Source organism: Anaeromusa acidaminophila DSM 3853, from assembly GCF_000374545.1.
Lineage (GTDB): Bacteria > Bacillota > Negativicutes > Anaeromusales > Anaeromusaceae > Anaeromusa > Anaeromusa acidaminophila.
The window spans coordinates 66,544-85,912 of the sequence record NZ_KB894588.1 but is presented as its reverse complement, the minus strand read 5'-3'; the positions used below and the strand labels follow the sequence as shown (position 1 = coordinate 85,912).

The window sequence follows — 19,369 nt, the reverse complement described above, 5'->3', positions numbered from 1 at the left end:
AGAGGAAATGAATGTCTTTTATAAGAATTATTCAAAATAGAGAATGAGTGTCTTGGCGGCTTAAAGAGAGGATGATCGCATTGCTGAAAACAAAGAAAAAGCTTGCAGGTATAATTGCCTTAGTTGCGGTTGCGGCGGTTATCTTGATTGTTTGGAACAGGCCAGAAACGAAGAAGCCAATAGAACAGCGGGAGCAGATAGTTCAGCAGTCGTTGACTGTAGAACGGGTACAACTCGGCAATGCGCTTCAATACTATGAAACATCGGGAACGGTGAAGGCCAACGTGGTAAGTAAAGTAGCGCCAAAAGCCATGGGGCAGGTCACTGCGCTGTACGTTAAAGCAGGAGACCGCGTCAGGGCCGGGCAGGTTCTGGCGGAATTGCAGGACGAAGAAATTTTGCAAAAGATATCAGCTGCCGAAGCGGGAGTGCGGGAAGCGCAAAAGGGGCTGCAAGTGGTGGTGCGGAACCGGTCTTTGCAAAAAAATACAAGCGAGCGTTATGAAGAGTTATATCGTCAAGGGGCTATTTCTCAACAGCAAGTGGATGAAGTTCGTACCCAAAACGATGTCGCAACGTTACTAAGCGAACAGGCGCAGGCGGCGATGGAACGAGCCATGGCTAGCGAAAAAGAAGCTCGGGCGTATAGCAAATTAGTGGCTCCTGTAAGCGGGATTGTGACAGAGAAAAATCTAGAGCTTGGCTCAATGGCCCTTCCGGGAGTCTGGGCGTTGGTGGTAGAGGATGATCAATCGTTTTTAGTGGAGTGTTATGTGGATGGAGCGCTAAGCTCGCAGCTGCAAGTAGGCGGTGCGGCATTGGCTGAAGTTGAAGGAGCTGGAGAAAGCCTACAGGGACAAATTATCGAACTGACTCCGGCGGTGGATGCGGCCAGCCGTTCTTTTTTAGTGAAGGTTGCGCTGCCGGGAACGGCGCTTAAAACAGGCATGTATAGTAAAATTCGCTTTCCCTTAGGAGAGCGGCAGGCGGTTTTGCTGCCCCAAGAAAGCCTGGTTGCTAAAGGGCAGCTAATCGGGGTGTACGTTATGGATGCAAATAAGAAGCTGTGGTATCGGCTGGTGCGTACTGGGCGCAAAGAAAATGGCCGTGTGGAGATTGTTTCCGGGGTGCAGCCGGGAGATTACGTTGTTGTTCGCGGCGTGGAAGCGGCAAGTGATGGAGCGGTGGCCGGAGAGGTGCTCGGCCTATGAAAAAATTAGGATTTGCCGGCAAGCTGGCTCAGGCTTTTATTCTGTCTAAATTGACGCCGCTGCTAGTGCTTGCTTCGTTGTTGCTGGGCGGTTTTGCCACGTCGTTGACGCCGCGCGAAGAAGAACCGCAGATTGTTGTGCCGATGATTGACGTGGCCGTAACCTATCCAGGGGCTTCGGCGGCGGAAGTGGAAAATCGGGTTACCAAACCGATGGAACAGCTGCTATGGGAAGTTCCGGGCATTGAATACGTCTATTCCATGGCGAAACCGGGCAGCAACCTGACTATTTTGCGCTTTCGCGTAGGGGAAAACGCAGAAGACAGCCTGGTACGGGTATATAACAAATTGATGTCCAATTATGACCGGATTCCTCCGGGAGTATCGCAGCCTATGGTGAAAGTGCGCTCGATTGATGATGTCCCCATTTTAGCCCTTACCTTTTGGAGTACTCGTCCTGGTTATTCGGGGTATGAGCTGAGGCGGGCAGCAGCGGAGGTTGCCGAAGAGCTGAAAAAAGATGAGGACGTATCGGAAATAGCCATTATCGGCGGCCAAAAACGCCAAATTCGCGTGGAGCCGGATCCGGCTAAATTGCGTGCGTTTCAGCTTCCCTTTGCCCAAGTGGCGGACAAGTTGCAGCAGGCTAATGTTCAGCTGCAAAGCGGCAATGTGCAACTGGGAAATCAAGAGCAACGCCTGGAAGGCGGGCGCTTTATAAAAAGCGCGGCAGATGTTGGCAATATCGTGGTTGCCGTGGCGCAGCAACGGCCCATTTATCTAAAACAGGTCGCTGCGATTGCTGATGGACCGGCTGAACCGGATCAATATGTCTTTATGGATCAAGGGGCTGGAGGCACCGCCAAGGTGCAGGCAGCTAATGGCCCTTATGAAGCGGTGACTTTGTCGTTGGCCAAGAAAAAAGGCGCCAACGCGACGGTGATTGCCGAAAGGGCGCTGGCGAAATTGGAAGCTCTCCACGGCAAGATGCTGCCCCTAGATGTGCAGTGGACGGTTACGCGTGATTATGGCGAGACCGCTAAGGAAAAATCTAATGAGCTGCTGCAGCATATGCTGATTGCGACGGTATCCGTAGTACTGCTGATCGGCTTTACTTTGGGCTGGCGAGAAGCTGGGGTTGTCGGCGTGGCGGTGCCTACGACGCTGGCTTTGACGCTATTGGTAACGTATCTGCTGGGATATACCTTGAACCGGGTCACCTTGTTTGCTCTGATTTTTTCGATCGGTATTTTGGTGGATGACGCCATTGTTGTGGTGGAGAACATTCACAGGCGTTTCATGCTGGCAGGCAAAGCAGACGAGGAGATTGCCGCTGCCGCTGTTGACGAGGTGGGCAATCCGACCATTCTGGCGACCCTGGCGGTTATCGCGGCGCTGCTGCCCATGGCCTTTGTTTCCGGACTCATGGGTCCTTACATGAAGCCCATTCCTGTAGGGGCTTCGGCGGCCATGCTCTTTTCCTTGTTAGTGGCTTTCATTGTAAGTCCCTGGCTGGGATATCGTCTTTTGAAGCAGACCTCGCATGAAACGGCTGGGAAAAAGGGACGCTGGCAGCAGGGCTATGAGGCCCTGCTGGAACGGCTTTTGCAGGAGAAAGGAAAGCGCCGTAAAGCGATAGGCGCCATCGTGCTGCTCTTGGTACTGGCTGTGGCCCTAGTTCCCTTAAAAGGCGTGGAAGTGAAAATGCTTCCGTTTGACAATAAAAGCGAGCTGCAGGTTATTGTTGACATGCCGGAAAGCAGCTCCCTCGAGAAAACGGCCGCCCTGACAAGATATCTTGGCGCTTATTTGCGTACCGTGCCGGAAGTCACGGACTTTCAAAGTTATGTAGGGACGGCTTCGCCGTATAATTTTAACGGTTTAGTGCGGCATTATTTTCAGCGCTCCGGCAGCAGCAGCGCAGATATTCAGGTTAACTTTGTAAGCAAAGGGGAACGGAGCGAGCAAAGTCATGAGTTGGCGAAAAAGCTGCGGCCTCGACTAGAGGAGATTGGCTTAACTTATGGGGCGCGTTTGAAAGTGGCCGAGGTTCCTCCCGGCCCCCCAGTGCTTAGTACGCTGGTGGCGGAAGTGTATGGACCAGCTCCGGAGGGGAGAAAACAGATAGCTGCTGAAATTCGAGACATCTTTAAGCGCACGGACGGAGTGGTGGATGTCGATTGGTATGTGGAAGAAGATCAACCTAAAACCTTTTTTGAGGTGAATCAGGAAAAAGCATCCTATCATGGAATTAGCCCGCAAAACGTGGCGCAGCTGCTGCAAATGGCCATTAGCGGCAACGTTGTAGGCCAAGCCCATTTGGAAAAAGAAAAGGAGCCGGTAGAATTGCTTCTGCGGCTTCCGTATGCGGAACGGTCTTATTTGGAAACAGGACGTCTGGCGCAGCTAACTTTGCCCGGCAAGGATGGCACGGCGGTTCCTTTGTCGGAACTGGTGGTACGGAAAACAGGTATTGAGGACAAGACCATCTATCACAAAAACTTAAAGCCTGTAACTTATGTGGTGGGCGATGTCGCTGGCAGCATAGAAAGTCCTGTGTATGCCATCTTGGGGATGAAGGACAAAGTTGGCGATGTTCTAGTGCCGTCAGGACCGAAGCTGCAGCAATACTCGGCTATTCAGCCATGGCTGGAAGACAGCTACGCCATGAAATGGGACGGAGAATGGCATATTACGTACGAAGTTTTTCGGGATTTGGGAGTAGCTTTTGCCGCGGTGCTGGTGCTCATCTATGTCTTAGTGGTGGCTTGGTTCAAAAATTTCTGGACGCCTTTGGTGATCATGGCGCCGATTCCTTTGACGCTTGTTGGCATTTTGCCGGGGCACTGGCTGTTTGGCGCTTTTTTTACGGCTACCTCTATGATTGGCTTTATTGCGCTGTCCGGGATTGTCGTCAGAAACTCTATTCTATTAATTGACTTTGTACAGGAAGAGGGCAGTGAGGGTAAGGAACTGCGGCAAGCCTTGGTTGAGGCTGGTTCAGTTCGTTTTCGGCCCATTGTTCTGACAGCCGCCGCGGTGGTTGTGGGCTCTTTTGTCATGCTCTTTGATCCCATCTTCCAAGGATTAGCTATTGCCATGATGTTTGGAGCTGTGGCGGCGACGGCGTTAACCTTGGTAGTTGTGCCGTTGTTGTATTTTGAGTTGTTTGGACAAGGCGATTAAAGAGGAGATAATCCATATAGGTGATAGAAAGGAGAAGTCGCCATGAAGGAGATAGCTTGGCGTCGAGTAGCATCTTTACTATCGTTGTTTTTGTTTGTTTTCGCGGTGTTGACAGGGATTGTGCTTTATATAGTACCGCCAACGCGGGTCGCGAATGCCTTAGCTTGGACTTTCTTGGGATTTAGTAAGGGAGAGTATGTGCGGGTGCATACGATCGCCTCGTTTTGCTTTTTAATTGTGGGGATTTGGCATATATGGTTCAATTGGGCGGCTTTAAAAGAGTATTTGCTGCCGCAAAGCAAGGAGAAATGGAAAAGCGAGCCGTTGCTGGCGGCAGGTATGGTTATTTTGCTTATGGCAGGAGCGGTGGTAAATGTTTGGCCGGCTTCTGCGGTTATGGATTTTGGGCAAACCGTGAAGGAGAGCTGGGGCGGGCCAGGGGGCGGAGGCACAAGAGAAAGAGGCGGGCATATTCTTGTGAATGAAAACATGACCTTAGCGGCATTGGACACAGAAAATCACAAGGATGTACGAAGCTTGGTAGAAAAGCTGGCGCATAGGGGCTGGAAGGCGCGAGGCAATCAGACAATTGTGGACATTGCCAAGCAAAATGGTGTTTCGACAGAAGAAATAATGAAGGAACTGCGGTGAAATTGCTTCCTGTCATTAATGAAGCTGTTACGACAGGACTAGAGACAGAGTGGGTAACCGGAACTCTTTTTTGGATACAAGATGTGAGCTATTGGCTCCCTGATATTGAAGCATTACGGATCAAAGTAGCTCATATCCAAGGAACTTTCATCCATGAATACCAGCAAGAAGCTATAAAATAAAAAAGACTGCCGCATTTTACCGCGACAGTCTTACTCTGAAGAGGTGTAAGCTTTATTCAACATATCTGCTCATCATGACAAAGGTTAGTGCATATTTTTTATAGCTTTCCCAAATTAAATGGAACAGTTTTTTCATGATGCTTACCTCCTTTTTAATTTGATTTATCCTTAATTCAAGTATAATATATAAAGACGCTTGTTTTCACTGATAGTACAAATTTTAACGAAAAAATAGCATGGAGCCAACTTCCTTGATAGTGGTATTTTGAAGGTGGAAGGGCTGTATGAGGAGTGGGCGAAGCCGTTGTTTGAAGACTTAGTAGGCATTTTTCCCCAGGGGGCCTTGACCCAAAGAACTGCTTTATACTCAAAATTGGGATTTACTTTTGTCCATTCAGTAATTCCCTTGCTATTGGCCTTTGTAGTTGTCACTTCTCTTTGTATCGTATTGATTCCCTATGAATATCGTTCAGGCAATTGGTTATGGTGGGTGACGGCTTTATCTTTATTATTTACTTTGCGAGTAGGATATTCTTTTTCAGATTGGATGATGAACGGCGTTTTAAAGCGGTATCCTTTTTGGGAGTGGTCTTATCAAAAGACGAATTTATCGTAACCAATTGATGTGAGGGCGAATGTATGAGCGATATGCTTGAAAAATATGCAATTAAAGCGGATCGACGTTGGCTGTTATGTATTGCGGGCATAGTGTGGTTGGCGGCTGGCTGGCGCGTATGGTCTATTGGTTATTCGGATGCCGATTTCAATAGCAAGTTTTCTGGGGAGCATTGGGGGCTTGCATTAGCTGTATTTTTCTTTTTTTATCTTTTGATTTTTAAACGAATCGCTAAGAAGCACATTCAACGGATTATGTTGAAAGAGCAGAATAAGCAGTGCATTTTTTCTTTTTTTGATTTTAAGAGCTACGGGATCATGGTTATTATGATTGCGGGCGGAGCTTTTTTTAGAAAAGCGCACTTGCTAAAAGCAATTAATTTAGGCGTTTTTTATCAAGGGCTTGGGAGCGCCTTGATAGTAGCAGGCATTACCTTTTTGTTAGCGGCTATCTATTTTGAAAAAACGAAAGAGGTTTATATCGCGACTAGCGGTCCTTTTTTTCGAAAAAGACGTGATAAACATTGTGAATGAGCTAGGGGACATGCTAAACTATAAGTAGTGCATAAAAAGTACATTGGTATATTTTGAGGGACCATTGAAATACATTTCGATGGTAATAACTCGAGAAAGCGAACCTTTGTTTAGCACAATGGAATTTAGGAGGTAACTGCTTTGATTTCTAAGATGTATAAAGACATGTTAAATGCGCGCTCCGTTATTCGTGAATTCGCGGAATATGCGGGTAAGCGCGGGGCTGAGATAGGCTATGAGAATGTGTTTGATTTTAGTCTAGGTAATCCTTCGGTTCCGGCGCCGAAAGAGTTTACGGAAGCGATGATCCGGCTGCTGCAAAATGAACCAGCAAGCAAATTGCATGGCTACAGCCCTACTCTTGGAAATCCCCAGTTTAAAAAGGCGGTTGCCGCGTCTTTGAATAAGCGTTTTGGCATGGAGTATAAGGCGGAGCATATTTTTCCCACCAGCGGCGCTGCTGGCGCGCTGGCTCATGCGGCGCGTTGCGTGAGCGGCGAAGGCGACGAGATTATTACTTTCGCTCCCTTTTTCCCGGAATATATTCCCTACATAAATCATATGGGCTCGAAGCTCCTTGTAGTGCCGGCTAATACGGAAGACTTTCAGATTAATTTTGAAAAATTCGAGGAAGTGCTTTCGGAAAAAACCTCGGCAATCTTGATTAATACCCCGAACAATCCCTCCGGGATTTCTTATTCGGCCGAGACTCTTACCAGATTGGCGTCTATTTTGAAGGCCAAGCAGGAAGAATACGGACATGAAATTTTTATTCTTTCCGATGAACCGTATCGTGAAATTGTTTTTGACGGCAAAGAAGCGCCGTACGTCTCGAAATTCTACGATAATACCTTGTCGTGCTACTCTTTTTCCAAGTCACTTTCTCTGCCTGGGGAACGTATTGGCTATGTGGCGGTCAATCCTGCATGTAAAGACGCGGCATTGATATCTCTGCTTTGTGGCCAAGTATCTAGAGGAACAGGACATAATTGCCCGGCTTCTTTGATTCAAATGGCTGTAGCTGAAGTGATCGACATGACGTCGGATATGGCTGTTTATGAAAAGAACATGAATTTGATTTATGATAAGCTGGTAGAATTGGGCTTCACAGTCGTCCGCCCGGGCGGCACCTTCTATATTTTCCCGAAAGCTTTGGAAGAGGATGCGGCGGCTTTCTGCAAAAAAGCGCTGCAATACGATTTGATTTTGGTTCCTGGAGATAGCTTTGGCTGCCCTGGTTTCTTCCGGATGGCTTATTGCATTGATACGGAGAAAGTAGAACGAGCGTTGGTAGCTTTGGAGAAATTTGTAAAAGCGGAATACCGCTAAAACATAAAAAACCGCTATGCGGTCTTTTGTCTCTTACATGTTTTTCGCGATCACTTTATACATTTTGGTATATGAACAAAGCAGGCTTCAACCGCGTGACGGTTGAAGCCTGCTTTTGTTTAAATATTTTGGTTTACATGTTCTTCAAGCGCTTTAGCCAATTGGTCAGCGCAGGAAGTCTGGTTGCGACAAATATTTCCTTTGAATTTAGAAATGACGTCCTCCACAGGCATACCGTCAATCAAAGTACTGATGGCTTTTAAATTTCCAGGGCAGCCGCCGATGAAATTGACGTCTTTTACAGTTCCGTTTTCGATGTTGAATTGTATTTCTTTCGGACAAACTCCTTGAGGTATATAGCGTTTCATAGGTGCAACAACTCCTGTTTCATTAATCGATAGTGCTGAAAATTAGATGAAGAGATTGACGTTTGCATCTTCGGCTTCATTGAGATAGTAGCCCACCCCGCCGATTTTTACGCCGTCAAGCAATTCTTCTTTATGGATGCCCATTACATCCATAGACATCTGGCAGGCTACGATTTCAATACCGGCTTTTTGAGCGGCCCGCATTAAGTCTTCCAACGAGGCGATGTTTTTATCTTTCATTACTTTGCGCATAAGCTGCGTGCCCATGCCCAGCATGTGCATGTTGGACAGTTTTAAATTGGTACTGCCGCGAGGCATCATCCAGCCGAACATGCGGTCAATGAAGCCTTTGACGACAGGGACGTCTTCCGGTTTGCGCAAAATGTTAAGTCCCCAGAAGGTGAAGAACATAGTCACTTTTTTGCCCATGGCGGCCGCGCCGTTGGCGATGACGAAAGAGGCCAGGGCTTTATCCAGGTCGCCGCTAAAAACAACGATGGTTTTGTTATCCTTGGCAGCTGCTGTTGGTGCAGCTAGGGAGGCGGTCACGCCGCCTTTTTGAACGGTTGCCGTGATAATACCTTTTTCTTTCTTTAAATCCAAGAGCTGGTTTCCGGTACGGTGGCACCAGGCGCGGATATCTTCAGAAAAGCCAGGGTCGGAAGCCGTGATTTCTAAAATTTCTTCTTCGGCCATGTCATCCAAGGTTGTTTTGACTTGCATCAGCGGGCCGGGGCAGGAGAGGCCGCAGGCATTAAGGGAGCGATGGTTTTTTTTTTGTTCCGATTTTACTTCGCGGACGGTTTGCGTTTCCGTATCAATTTCGACGCCGCAAGGGGCTGCGGGTTTATTCGGAAGCTGTACGGCGGCCGTTTTATAACCGCCTGTCATGTTTTTCACGCGGAAGCCGTGCTGGGTTAGAATGCGCGAAGCGATATAACCGCGCAGACCCACTTGACAATAAGCCAGGATCAGCTTGTCCTTGTTTAATTCTCCCAGACGCTGACGCAGGTCGTCAACAGGAATATTCAAAGCGCCGGGAAGATGGCCATTGGCAAATTCCGCTTCGGTGCGCACGTCGAGCAGGATGGATTGGCTGCGATCAAAGGAGGGAAGCTGCTCATACGTGAAGACATCGGTTAGACCAGCGAGAATGTTTTCTGCGGCAAAGCCAATCATATTGACTGGGTCTTTGGCGGAAGAATACGGCGGAGCATACGCTAACTCGAGCTCGGTCAGGTCGGCTACCGTACCTTTGAGGCGCAGCACTGTGGCGATAACGTCGATGCGTTTATCTACGCCGTCTATACCTACGGCTTGGGCGCCCAAGATGCGGCCGGAGTCGTCAAAAAGCAGCTTCATCGTCAACGGCAGAGCGCCTGGATAATAGGAGGCGTGCGAATTGGGGTGTAGATACACGGTGTGATAGCTTTGTCCCAGCCGCTGCAGAGTGCGCTCGTTATTGCCAGTGGAGGCGGCAGTGAGGTTGAATACTTTTAAGATGGAAGTTCCTTGGCTCCCGGAAAAATGGCTGGAGATGCCGGCGATATTGTCCGCTGCGATGCGGCCTTGCTTGTTGGCCGGGCCGGCCAAAGGAATGGCTGTAGGTTTGCCGTTGACAAAATCAATGACTTCGATGGCATCGCCGACGGCGTAAATGTCAGGTTGATTGGTGCGCAGCTGCGTATCGACCATGATGTGTCCGCGTGAGCCTAGTTGAATGCCGCTGTCTTTTAAAAAGGTTGTATCCGGGGTGACGCCAATAGCCAAGATAACCAATTCGGCTTCCAAACGTGCGCCGCTTTGCAGGGATACGGTAATGCCTGCATCTGTGGTTTCAAAGGAGGCAACGCCATCATTCAAATACAGGTGAACGCCATTTTCCTGCAGTTCTTTTTCAGCCAGCATAGACATCTCGCTGTCGAAGGGAGCTAGAATGTGCGGAGCTGCTTCAGCCAGGGTGACTTCCAGGCCTCGTTCGCGTAAGTTTTCCGCCATCTCGATACCGATGAATCCGCCGCCGATCACGATAGCACGGCGGCTGTCTTCGCGGTCAACAAATTCTTTGATTCGATCCGTATCCGGAATGTTGCGTAAGGAGAAAATACGAGGACTGTCGATGCCGGGAAGATTAGGGCGTATTGGTTTGGCGCCGGGAGAAAGAACGAGGGCGTCATAGCTTTCTTCATAGACGCCTTTGTCGCGGCTGGAAACGGTAACCGTCTTTTTGGCTGGGGCAATGGCGGTAACTTCGCTATAAACGCGAACGTCAATGGCAAAGCGAGCTTGCATGGCCGCTGGCGTTTGTACCAAGAGATTGCCGCGTTCCTGGATGGTTTCGCCAATATAGTAGGGCAGGCCGCAATTCGCGAAGGAAATATGTTCATCCCTTTCGAAAAGGATAATTTCCGCTTGTTCGTCTAACCGGCGCAAACGAGCGGCAGCGGACGCGCCACCGGCTACGCCGCCAACAATTAAAACTTTTTTACTCATAACAATAGACCTCCTTGTTGATTATCATAGTAAGCATCGCTCTTGTTGTACGATGTTATTTGGAATCGGGGAATAAAACATGAATGAGCTTTACCACGATAGGGTCGCTGACTTGGTATTGAACTTCCAGGCCCTTGCGAGTGCCTGTGATAATACCGGCGGCGCGCAATTTCTGAAGATGCTGGGAGATCGTAGATTGCGGCGCGCCTAAACATTCTTGCATATGCGAGACGTTGCAGCCGCCTTTTTGAAGCAGGCCGCGGACTATGCATAGGCGCAAGGGGTGGGCCAGCGCTTTTAACAGCTCGGCTAAATCGAGATAAGCTTTTGTATTGGTATCCATTGCTGCGCCTCCTTTCAAATCGTTATATTTGATTATTACGATATAAGGATAACTCTTGTGGAGGTATCTGTCAAGAGACTGTATTTGCTGCTATTTTAGCGAAGCTGAGCCAATACGAAGAAAGAAGTATTTTGTCTAATTTCAAATTAAGAAGAAGCAGGAAATAGAAACGAACTTAAAAGCTGGACGAATGACTGATTTTTCCGATTTTTAAAGTTTGACTTATTTGTCAATTTGATTCATATTGCAAGTAAGAACTAGAAATAGGCTAACTTGCGTTCTCTGAAAAGAAAGGGGGAAGTACAATGAAAGATATGGAATTGGTAGGAACGGTTTCTTGGAAAGCGGTGAATGCCTGTGAAGGCGAGTGGGATGCAGATGAGATGATTTTGCACAGAAACGGACAATTTTATTCTTTCCGTAATGGATCGGATCCTGTACTTCGTCCGGAAATTACGACTATGGAAGAAGCGTTAGCTCTTTGTACGGAGCGGCCCCATGGTGTGGAAGAATGCTGGGATGTTCCGACGAGACACAAAGTTGGCATGTCTTAGGAGAAGAAATAAGATACAAGAGAAGAGTAAGGATCCCCCCGATGCATGCGCCGGGGGGATCCTTACTCTTTATGGAAGTCGATTCTTGCGGTAGTGTTCGAAAATACATGCTAAGGCAAGGAGAAGGGCTAACCCTCCCCAGAGCGCGGTTTGCGTCAATATTTCCAACCTGTGTTGTTCGGCGGCGGCGATTCGCTGCTGCAGTTCTCGCAGTGGCGGAGTGTGCTTGGGAATGGGAGAAAAGAAGTGCTCCATCTCCCTTTGTTCCGCTTTTGTTAAAGACCACTCAATGAAGTCGCGATTGACATCTACGGTGCCTTTTACTCGCTCATATTCACTGCGTAGTCTGGTAACTTGCGCTTGCAAGCGCTGCTGCTCCGATTGCCAATATTCTTCTTCCTGCGGCGTTGGCGGCGGTTGGATTATAGGAGCAGTTAAGGCGCTTTGATAACGTTGGATATCATAGCTGCAGTAGGCATAGGCAAAACCAAGCGCCGCAATATAGAGAATAAGGCAGCAAATGACTTGGAAGCGATATATATTCAAACCTAAACATCTCCTATTATTGAACAAAGTAAGGTTTCGTAATAATTTTAACACTATCCATTTCGGTTACGAAAGGGAATTTTCCTGCCGGAAGCTGTGAGATGGCAGGATTTTTGCGAGACTATGTTCAAATAGTATGTATACGCAGAGCAGTTCTAAGGAGGAGCAGTTATGGAAGAGAAAGTGCAGTGGTTGAAACAGTTGTCGGAGGCGGATGGCGTATCTGGTTTTGAAGGCGAAGTAAAGGAGCTGTTGAAGGAGAAACTGGCTGGATGCAGTGAAATTTCCTATGATAAAACAGGGAGTGTGCTTTTTCGAGCTCACGGCGGCCAAGGCGGCCCCAAGATTATGCTAGCGGCGCATATGGATGAAATTGGTTTTTTAGTGAAGCATATTACGAAGGAAGGTTTTTTGAAATTTACCAATCTGGGAGGTTGGTGGGATCATGTCATGTTAGGCCAGCGAGTTATGGTGCTGACTTCTAAAGGATCTCGCGTTCCTGGCGTGGTCGGCAGTAAGCCGCCGCACATTTTAAGCCCGGAAGAACGAAAAAAGCTTGTAGATCGCAAAGATATGTACATTGACGTGGGTGCTGCCGATGAAAAAGAAGCCAAAGAGATCTTTGGCATTCGACCGGGGGACCCCGTCGTACCGCAGGGAGAATTTGCCGTTATGGCTAATCCTGATTTTTTAATAGGCAAGGCTTGGGATAATCGGGTGGGTTGCGCTATTATGGCGGAAGTGCTTTTGCAACTGAGCAAAGAGAAGCATCCAAATGAAGTTTATGGCGCTGGCACGGTCCAGGAAGAAGTGGGTTTGCGTGGCGCCCAGACGAGCGCCGCGGCGATAAAACCGGATCTTGCGTTTATCATTGATACCTGCGTGGCTGGTGATACGCCGGGGGTAACTCCGGAACAAGCATCGGCTAAGTTGGGGCAGGGCGTGGCGGTTACTTTTTATGACGCCTCCATGATTCCCCATACTCCGTTGCGTAACTGGATAATTGAGATGGCGGAAAAGGAGAAGATTCCCTTTCAGTTGGGCTTTTCCGAAGGAGGCGGCACCGATGCCGGCAAGGTGCATCTCTATGGCGACGGCGTGCCTAGCTTGGTATTGAGCGTACCGACGCGGTATATTCATAGCCATCATGGCATTATTCATCGCAAAGATTATGAATCAGCGGTGCAATTGCTTTGCGCCGCACTGCGCAAGCTGGATCAGAAAGAATACGAGGAGCTGTTACAACAATGAGTAATAACGATAAGCTGGAAGCCTTTGCAGGCAAGACTCCGCAATTGGGGCAGAAGGTGTTTGTGGCGAATGGCGCGCGTGTAATTGGTGATGTAACCTTGGAAGATAATGTTAATATTTGGCATAATGCCGTGTTGCGAGGCGATGTACATCCAATTTTTATTGGCGCTAACACCAACATCCAAGATAACAGTACCGTGCATGTTATGCATGATTATCCGGCCATTATTGGACGAGATGTTACCGTAGGTCATAACGCGATTGTGCATGGCTGCAAAGTGGGGAATAATTGTCTTATCGGTATGGGCGCTATTTTATTGAGTTATTGCGAGATTGGCGATAATTGTATAGTGGCCGCCGGTTCCTTGGTGCCGGAGCGAAAAGTGATCCCCTCTGGTTCGTTGGTAATGGGGTCGCCGGCCAAGGTGGTTCGTTCTCTTACCGAAGAAGATATTGCAGCGTTGCAGGCGTCGGCTCAATCGTATGTAGAATTAGCGGCGAAGTATATGAATAACAAGGAGTGAAGCGCGCATGGAAAAGACACTAGTGCTTTTGAAACCTGATGCGGTGCGGCGCGGACTTTGCGGTGCTATTTTGGGCCGCTTTGAGCAGAAGGGATTGCAAGTATCAGCCCTGCGTATGCTGAACTTTAACGAGGCTTTAGTACGGGAGCACTATCAGGAACATGTGGAAAAAGCGTTCTTTCCAGAGCTTGCCGCGTATATCCTGTCAGGCCCGGTAGTGGCTATTGTTTTGACGGGGCCGCGGGCTGTAGAGCAAGTGCGGCGCCTTGTGGGCTCTACTGATCCCTTGCAGGCGGGAGCTGGGACGATTCGCGGCGATTATGCGTTAAATGTAACGGAAAATGTGGTGCATGCTTCAGATAGTCCCGCTAGTGCTAGTGTAGAGATTGCGCGTTTTTTTCCAGAGTATAAAAAAGAGGGGGCATAAGTAAGATGAGCGTATATACGAAAACTGGTGACAAAGGTACGACAGCTCTTTTGAGCGGCGAGCGAGTGGATAAGGATTGCTTGCGCGTGGAGGCCTATGGCTCGGTTGATGAAATCAGTTCGGCGTTAGGATTGGCACGGGCTCAGGCAATATCGGCGGAAGTAAAGGAAACTACGCTGTCGGTACAGAAGCTGTTAATGTTGGTGATGGCCGAAATGGCCAGCGTTGATGGCGCTGTATACGTAAAACCGGAAGAGATCAGCAAATTGGAAGCGGCTATTGATCGGTTTCAAGCGCAACTGCCTCCGTTGAGTTCTTTTATTATTCCTGGCGATACCGTAGCAGCTGCAGCCCTAGATTTGGCGCGAACCGTTACGCGACGAGCGGAACGTCAGTTTGTGCGTTTACGGCGAAGCGAAACTGTATCGGAAACGCTTGGTATTGTATTGAACCGGATTTCTGATTTGTGCTTTGTTATGGCTCGATTTGAAGCGGAAGTTGCAGGAAAATAGCGGTTGTTTGTTAATTATTGAAGGTTCTGTTTGCAGAAAATATTTCTGCAAACAGAACCTTTTATTTTCCATAAAATCAGAAAGGGATAGCAGGAATATTTGGATTTGGCAGAGAATTTAAAAAACATTCTCAGTGAGTATAGTAGTTGGAATAATGTAAGGTAATTGGCTCGTATCATGAAATCCTTTGTTTCACAATGTCTTTTACGATAAAGCAAAAAAACAAGGGGGTATTTATGTGAAAGAGTATCAAAGCGACAAGCTCAGGAGTGTTAGCCTCATCTCACATGGCGGCGCAGGCAAGACGTCACTGGCGGAAGCAATTTTGTTTACCGCTGGAGCGGTAACTCGCCTGGGCCGCGTAGATGAGGGGAATTCCACTACCGATTATGAACCTGAGGAAATTAAGCGCAAAGTTACGATTAGTACTGCTTTGGCGCCTTGTGAATGGCAGGGCGGAAAAATTACCTTTCTGGATACTCCTGGTTATGCAGATTTTGTTGCCGATGTGAAAGGCTCTCTCCGCGCGGTGGATGCAGCGGTAGTTGTTCTTTGTGCGGCATCCGGCGTGGAAGTGGATACGGAAAAAGTTTGGCGTTTTGCTGGCAGTGAGGGATTACCAAGATTATTGTTTGTCAATAAAATGGACCGCGAAAATGCGGATTTTGCAGGAGCTATTGCGGAGATTAAAGAAAAACTTAGCCAACGGGCCATCCCTTTATTTTGGCCTATAGGCGCTGAAGATGAATTTTCCGGCATCATCGATGTATTGAGCGGCAAAGCTTATTTGCTTGTAGAAGGCAAATTGACGGAAGGGCCAGTTCCCGTAGAATTGGCAAGCGTTCTTGACGACGTGCGGCAAGGAACGCTGGAAACGATAGCCGAGACCGATGACGCCTTACTAAATAAATACCTGGAAGGAAATGAATTGACGACCGAGGAATTATATGGCGCGTTACAATGCGGTATTGCCAAAGCCGAATTATTTCCGGTTTTTTGCGGTTCCGCATATCGCAATATCGGGGTACAGCAGCTTTTGGATGGCATTAACGCGTATGTTCCAGATGGGGCGCAGCGCAGTGTTCTAGGAACTGATCCGCGCACAGAGGAACCGGTAGAACGTGTTGCGGCCGACCCATTTTCGGCCTTGGTTTTTAAAACGACAGCCGATCCGTTTGTAGGACGATTAAGTTTCTTGCGTGTATTTTCCGGTTCTTTGAAACCGGACAGCACTTTGTATAATGCAAGCAAAGAAAAGAGTGAACGCATTGGTAATATTTTCACCATGCGAGGTAAACAGCAAGAGCAGCTGACCACGGCGCATGCCGGTGATATTGTAGTGGTTGCAAAAATGCAGGAAACAGCTACAGGAGATAGTCTGTGCAGCAAAGAAGAACCCATTTTATTCGAGCCCATCGAGTATCCCAAGGCAATGTATACGGTGGCAATTGCGGCTAAGAACAAAGGAGATGAAGATAAACTGGGTGGCGCGTTAGCGAGGATGCGCGACGAGGATCCTACGTTACGCACATCCAAAACCGGCGAAGGCGGTCAATTGCTGCTTAGCGGTATTGGCGAATTGCATTTGGATATTATGGCTGAGCGGATGAAACGGAAATTTGGCGTAGAGGTTGTGGTGAAAACACCGAAAGTTCCTTATCGGGAGACCATTCGCAGCACTGTGAAAGTGGAAGGAAAACATAAAAAGCAAAGTGGCGGTCATGGGCAATATGGTCATGTGTGGCTGCAATTAGATCCCTTGCCGCCGGGACAAAAATTTGAATTTGTTGATTCTATTTTCGGCGGTGCTGTGCCAAGACAATACATTCCGGCGGTAGAAAAAGGCGTGCGCGATGCCATGCAGGGCGGCGTATTAGCTGGTTTTCCGCTGGTAGACGTGAAGGTTACTTTGTATGACGGATCTTACCATACGGTGGATTCTTCAGAAATGGCATTCAAGGTAGCTAGCGGCATGGCTTTGAAAAAAGGCGTACTCCAAGCCAAGCCGGTTTTACTGGAACCCATTTGCAATATAGAAGTGAAGGTGCCGGAAAGCTGCATGGGCGATGTGATCGGTGATTTGAATAGCAAACGCGGGCGCGTACTGGGTATGGAGCCAATCGGGCAAGGAAAAAGCCTAGTTAAGGCGCAGGCGCCGCAAGCGGAACTTTTCCGTTATGCTATTGATTTGCGATCTATGACCCAGGGGCGTGGTTCTTTTGATATGGAGTTCTCGCATTATGAAGAGGTTCCCAATAAGCTGGCGGAAACGCTGATTGCTTCCACGAAAAAGGAAGAACCAGTTACCTAAGCCAAAGCAAGACAAGCCCGAAGCGTATTAATACGCTTCGGGCTTGTCTTGCTTTACTCGCTCGCGTTCCGTAGTTAAGATGGTAAATCGCAAAAGATATGCAAATTCTGCTGCCGCAAAGAGTACGCCGGTACGGCTGCAGACGGCAGAGGACGTTGGGGCCAGTTTCGCAGCAGTTGGTGTTTGGCGGAACCTGTAGCCAAAAGAAAGATATAGCTGCTGCGGTTTAAAAAAGGCAAGGTCAAGGTTAAACGTCGTGTGGCGTCAATGGGGGATGGCGCATCGACACACCAGCGTTGCGTGCGTAGTGAGCGGCTGTAGGGAAATAAAGACGCAGTGTGACCGTCAGCGCCCATGCCGAGAAGTAAAATATCCGGCCCCTTGCTAGCTAGGCGGTTTAAAAAGCAACGAAGATATGTTTCATGCCGCTTGGCGCGGTTAGCGGCGGATCCTGTGGCGGGATAGTAATGAATGTTCTGGGGGGAGATCCCAAGGGGAGCAAGAAAAACGCGCGCGGCTGAACCGGCGTTGCTGCGAGGATCTTGGGACGGCACCATTCTTTCATCACCCCAGAAAAAATGAATTTGTTCCCATTCTTCGGGTGAAAGCTGTGAAGACGCCAGCCATTGCTGATAAAGAGATAACGGCGTAGAACCGCCCGATAAGAATAAGGTGAGAGGGCGGTTTTCTTTTTGCAATAAGTGACGAATTGTTGTTTCCAATTGCAGAACCGCTTCTTGAAATAATAGCGATGCCTCTGGAATGCAGTGCCACCTCATGAAGAACCTCCTGGAATATTCCTCCAGCCAGCATGACCGGAAGGAAACAAGGAAGACGCCGGCATAGGTCCTTGGCTTCCGCAGGGATACTCATGCAGGGGGGAGTGGTGCGGCTTTTCTCGCCAGCAATCAAGAACTGGCTGGAAAACGGACCAAGCTGCTTCGATGTCATCATTGCGTACGAACAAGGTCTGATCACCGCAGATGGCGTCGAGCAAAAGGCGTTCGTAAGCATCCATACTGTCTTGTTGATGGTCGAGCTCATGATAGCGTACATGGAGCTTTAACTGGCTCATGCAAAGCTTGGGTCCAGGGCGTTTCGCCTGAAGGTTCACATGAATGCCTTCTTCTGGTTGTATGGTGAAGACCAAGGTGTTTTGCGTCAAATCTTGAGGCGTAAGGGGGGAGAAAATGCTGTGCGGGACTTCTTTAAAGGTAATAGCTATTTCTGTGCAGCGAGCGGCTAGACGCTTTCCTGAACGCAAATAAAAGGGGACGCCGGCCCAACGCCAATTATCAACGTACAATTTAAGAGCGACAAACGTTTCGGTTGAAGAATTTGCAGCGACCCCTGCTTCCTCTTTATAACCGAGAGCTTTCTCGGAAACTGTATATTGGCCGCGAACGACAGATGTGGCAATGTCTTCTTCTGTTAAAGAACGGATGGCGCGCAGAACCTTAACTTTTTCGTCTCGATAGCGATCCGCGTTGAAGATAGCTGGCGGTTCCATTGCGACCATCGCTAAAAGCTGCAGCATGTGATTTTGAAACATGTCACGCAAGGCGCCGGCTTGCTCATAATAACCGGCTCTTTTTTCTACGCCCAGATCTTCAGAAACAGTGATTTGAACGTGCTCAATATATTGCTGATTCCAGAGAGGCGCGAAAAATAGGTTGGCAAAACGGGTCACTAAAATGTTTTGTACGGTTTCTTTACCTAAATAGTGGTCGATGCGGTAAATTTGATCTTCGGTCCAATGTTGATATAGGATGTGGTTGAGCGCTAGCGCTGTAGACAGGGAAGTTCCAAAAGGCTTTTCTACAATTAGGCGCGACCAACGCAGCGGTAAAGAAGAGGTGTGCTGTGCTGCAAGACCGCAGTTGCCTAAACCGGACACAATATCTTCTGTTAGGTTTGGGGGCGTTGCCAGATAGAAAAGATGATTTCCTTTTAGCTGATGATATTCATCCAGATGTTTCAACTTGTCCTTCAATTCTTCATAAAATACAGGGCTGTTATAGTCGCCAGCCAGATAATCAATATGATTGAAGAAGGCAGTGAACTCAGCGGCATTTATTGAGTCCGTAGGAAATTCTTTTTGCAGGCTTAGGCGGAACTCTTCCGGCGTATAGGCGCTGCGAGCGCAGCCGAGAATATAGAAGCGGGCCGGAAGACGTCGACGCTGGTAGAGACGCCATAAAGAGGGAAGAAGCTTCCGGCGCGTCAAATCGCCGGAAGCTCCGAAAATAACTAAGCCGCAGGGTTCCGGCTGCAGTTCTCCACAAGACTTGGTGAATGGTTCGCAAAGAAAAATAGCAGGAGATGCAGACATA

19 protein-coding genes are annotated in these 19,369 nt (G+C 48.4%); 13 read left to right on the top strand and 6 right to left on the bottom strand.

The window, feature by feature from the left end:
* The first annotated feature begins 80 nt into the window (after window positions 1-80).
* The 7 genes from C508_RS0106645 to C508_RS0106610 all read left to right on the top strand — a co-directional run bounded on the left by C508_RS0106645 (window position 81) and on the right by C508_RS0106610 (window position 7,707).
* Window positions 81-1,211, top strand: a complete 1,131-nt coding sequence (locus tag C508_RS0106645; protein ID WP_018702761.1) for an efflux RND transporter periplasmic adaptor subunit — start codon at window positions 81-83, stop codon at window positions 1,209-1,211.
* On the top strand, window positions 1,208-4,396 hold the full coding sequence (locus tag C508_RS0106640; RefSeq protein ID WP_018702760.1) for an efflux RND transporter permease subunit: 3,189 nt from the start codon (window positions 1,208-1,210) through the stop codon (window positions 4,394-4,396). Before C508_RS0106645 ends, C508_RS0106640 begins: the two co-directional genes overlap by 4 nt.
* Before the next feature lie 42 nt (window positions 4,397-4,438).
* Window positions 4,439-5,047: a DUF4405 domain-containing protein gene (locus C508_RS0106635; protein ID WP_018702759.1), complete on the top strand. Its 609-nt coding sequence runs from the start codon at window positions 4,439-4,441 to the stop codon at window positions 5,045-5,047.
* On the top strand, window positions 5,044-5,229 hold the full coding sequence (locus C508_RS0106630; RefSeq protein ID WP_018702758.1) for a hypothetical protein: 186 nt from the start codon (window positions 5,044-5,046) through the stop codon (window positions 5,227-5,229). The genes C508_RS0106635 and C508_RS0106630 overlap by 4 nt, the downstream gene beginning before the upstream one ends.
* A gap of 304 nt (window positions 5,230-5,533) precedes the next feature.
* Window positions 5,534-5,845, top strand: a complete 312-nt coding sequence (locus tag C508_RS0106620) for a hypothetical protein (RefSeq protein WP_018702757.1) — start codon at window positions 5,534-5,536, stop codon at window positions 5,843-5,845.
* Window positions 5,846-5,877: 32 nt separating this feature from the next.
* Window positions 5,878-6,378: a hypothetical protein gene (locus C508_RS17990; RefSeq protein WP_071595774.1), complete on the top strand. Its 501-nt coding sequence runs from the start codon at window positions 5,878-5,880 to the stop codon at window positions 6,376-6,378.
* A gap of 141 nt (window positions 6,379-6,519) precedes the next feature.
* Window positions 6,520-7,707, top strand: coding sequence for a pyridoxal phosphate-dependent aminotransferase (locus C508_RS0106610; RefSeq protein ID WP_018702755.1), 1,188 nt, complete (start codon window positions 6,520-6,522; stop codon window positions 7,705-7,707).
* 119 nt (window positions 7,708-7,826) lie between these two features.
* On the opposite strand, the gene C508_RS0106605 is transcribed toward C508_RS0106610, so the two are convergent.
* Genes C508_RS0106605 through C508_RS0106595 form a run of 3 tightly spaced genes read right to left on the bottom strand, consistent with a single transcriptional unit; the run spans window position 7,827 to window position 10,911 of the window.
* The gene (locus C508_RS0106605; protein WP_018702754.1) at window positions 7,827-8,075 is read right to left on the bottom strand and encodes a TIGR03905 family TSCPD domain-containing protein; all 249 of its coding nucleotides are present in this window, start codon (window positions 8,073-8,075) and stop codon (window positions 7,827-7,829) included.
* A 42-nt stretch (window positions 8,076-8,117) separates the two neighbouring features.
* A complete protein-coding gene (locus tag C508_RS0106600) occupies window positions 8,118-10,568 on the bottom strand; it encodes a CoA-disulfide reductase (RefSeq protein ID WP_018702753.1) in 2,451 nt (816 codons plus the stop codon).
* Window positions 10,569-10,623: 55 nt separating this feature from the next.
* The gene (locus C508_RS0106595; RefSeq protein WP_018702752.1) at window positions 10,624-10,911 is read right to left on the bottom strand and encodes an ArsR/SmtB family transcription factor; all 288 of its coding nucleotides are present in this window, start codon (window positions 10,909-10,911) and stop codon (window positions 10,624-10,626) included.
* A 305-nt stretch (window positions 10,912-11,216) separates the two neighbouring features.
* On the opposite strand from C508_RS0106595, the gene C508_RS0106590 reads away from it, so the two are divergent.
* Complete coding sequence (locus C508_RS0106590; protein WP_018702751.1) at window positions 11,217-11,465, top strand: hypothetical protein; 249 nt, start codon at window positions 11,217-11,219, stop codon at window positions 11,463-11,465.
* Window positions 11,466-11,534: 69 nt separating this feature from the next.
* Here the strand turns inward: C508_RS0106590 and C508_RS0106585 are convergent, their stop codons facing one another.
* Complete coding sequence (locus C508_RS0106585) at window positions 11,535-12,011, bottom strand: hypothetical protein (protein WP_018702750.1); 477 nt, start codon at window positions 12,009-12,011, stop codon at window positions 11,535-11,537.
* Window positions 12,012-12,182: 171 nt separating this feature from the next.
* On the opposite strand from C508_RS0106585, the gene C508_RS0106580 reads away from it, so the two are divergent.
* From C508_RS0106580 to fusA, 5 genes are all read left to right on the top strand, one after another.
* Window positions 12,183-13,262 (top strand): M42 family metallopeptidase, encoded by a 1,080-nt coding sequence (locus C508_RS0106580; RefSeq protein WP_018702749.1) that lies wholly within the window; start codon window positions 12,183-12,185, stop codon window positions 13,260-13,262.
* Complete coding sequence (locus tag C508_RS0106575) at window positions 13,259-13,786, top strand: gamma carbonic anhydrase family protein (protein WP_018702748.1); 528 nt, start codon at window positions 13,259-13,261, stop codon at window positions 13,784-13,786. The genes C508_RS0106580 and C508_RS0106575 overlap by 4 nt, the downstream gene beginning before the upstream one ends.
* A 7-nt stretch (window positions 13,787-13,793) precedes the next feature.
* On the top strand, window positions 13,794-14,213 hold the full coding sequence (gene ndk, locus C508_RS0106570; protein ID WP_018702747.1) for a nucleoside-diphosphate kinase: 420 nt from the start codon (window positions 13,794-13,796) through the stop codon (window positions 14,211-14,213).
* A gap of 5 nt (window positions 14,214-14,218) precedes the next feature.
* Window positions 14,219-14,725, top strand: coding sequence for a cob(I)yrinic acid a,c-diamide adenosyltransferase (locus tag C508_RS0106565; protein WP_018702746.1), 507 nt, complete (start codon window positions 14,219-14,221; stop codon window positions 14,723-14,725).
* A gap of 238 nt (window positions 14,726-14,963) precedes the next feature.
* Window positions 14,964-17,036 (top strand): elongation factor G, encoded by a 2,073-nt coding sequence (fusA, locus tag C508_RS0106560; protein WP_018702745.1) that lies wholly within the window; start codon window positions 14,964-14,966, stop codon window positions 17,034-17,036.
* A 74-nt stretch (window positions 17,037-17,110) separates the two neighbouring features.
* Here the strand turns inward: fusA and pgl are convergent, their stop codons facing one another.
* The gene (gene pgl / locus C508_RS17985; RefSeq protein ID WP_018702744.1) at window positions 17,111-17,815 is read right to left on the bottom strand and encodes a 6-phosphogluconolactonase; all 705 of its coding nucleotides are present in this window, start codon (window positions 17,813-17,815) and stop codon (window positions 17,111-17,113) included.
* The gene (gene zwf / locus C508_RS0106550) at window positions 17,812-19,368 is read right to left on the bottom strand and encodes a glucose-6-phosphate dehydrogenase (protein WP_018702743.1); all 1,557 of its coding nucleotides are present in this window, start codon (window positions 19,366-19,368) and stop codon (window positions 17,812-17,814) included. The genes pgl and zwf overlap by 4 nt, the downstream gene beginning before the upstream one ends.
* Window position 19,369 lies beyond the last annotated feature (1 nt).

What these genes read in the sequence shown, in the direction of transcription:
- C508_RS0106640 (WP_018702760.1), top strand. Translation starts at nt 1,208, where the DNA reads ATGAAAAAATTAGGATTTGCCGGCAAGCTGGCTCAGGCTTTTATTCTG.
- C508_RS0106635 (WP_018702759.1), top strand. Translation starts at nt 4,439, where the DNA reads ATGAAGGAGATAGCTTGGCGTCGAGTAGCATCTTTACTATCGTTGTTT.
- C508_RS17990 (WP_071595774.1), top strand. Translation starts at nt 5,878, where the DNA reads ATGCTTGAAAAATATGCAATTAAAGCGGATCGACGTTGGCTGTTATGT.
- C508_RS0106605 (WP_018702754.1), bottom strand. Translation starts at nt 8,075, where the DNA reads ATGAAACGCTATATACCTCAAGGAGTTTGTCCGAAAGAAATACAATTC.
- C508_RS0106600 (WP_018702753.1), bottom strand. Translation starts at nt 10,568, where the DNA reads ATGAGTAAAAAAGTTTTAATTGTTGGCGGCGTAGCCGGTGGCGCGTCC.
- C508_RS0106595 (WP_018702752.1), bottom strand. Translation starts at nt 10,911, where the DNA reads ATGGATACCAATACAAAAGCTTATCTCGATTTAGCCGAGCTGTTAAAA.
- C508_RS0106590 (WP_018702751.1), top strand. Translation starts at nt 11,217, where the DNA reads ATGAAAGATATGGAATTGGTAGGAACGGTTTCTTGGAAAGCGGTGAAT.
- C508_RS0106580 (WP_018702749.1), top strand. Translation starts at nt 12,183, where the DNA reads ATGGAAGAGAAAGTGCAGTGGTTGAAACAGTTGTCGGAGGCGGATGGC.
- C508_RS0106575 (WP_018702748.1), top strand. Translation starts at nt 13,259, where the DNA reads ATGAGTAATAACGATAAGCTGGAAGCCTTTGCAGGCAAGACTCCGCAA.
- ndk (WP_018702747.1), top strand. Translation starts at nt 13,794, where the DNA reads ATGGAAAAGACACTAGTGCTTTTGAAACCTGATGCGGTGCGGCGCGGA.
- C508_RS0106565 (WP_018702746.1), top strand. Translation starts at nt 14,219, where the DNA reads ATGAGCGTATATACGAAAACTGGTGACAAAGGTACGACAGCTCTTTTG.
- pgl (WP_018702744.1), bottom strand. Translation starts at nt 17,815, where the DNA reads ATGAGGTGGCACTGCATTCCAGAGGCATCGCTATTATTTCAAGAAGCG.
- zwf (WP_018702743.1), bottom strand. Translation starts at nt 19,368, where the DNA reads ATGTCTGCATCTCCTGCTATTTTTCTTTGCGAACCATTCACCAAGTCT.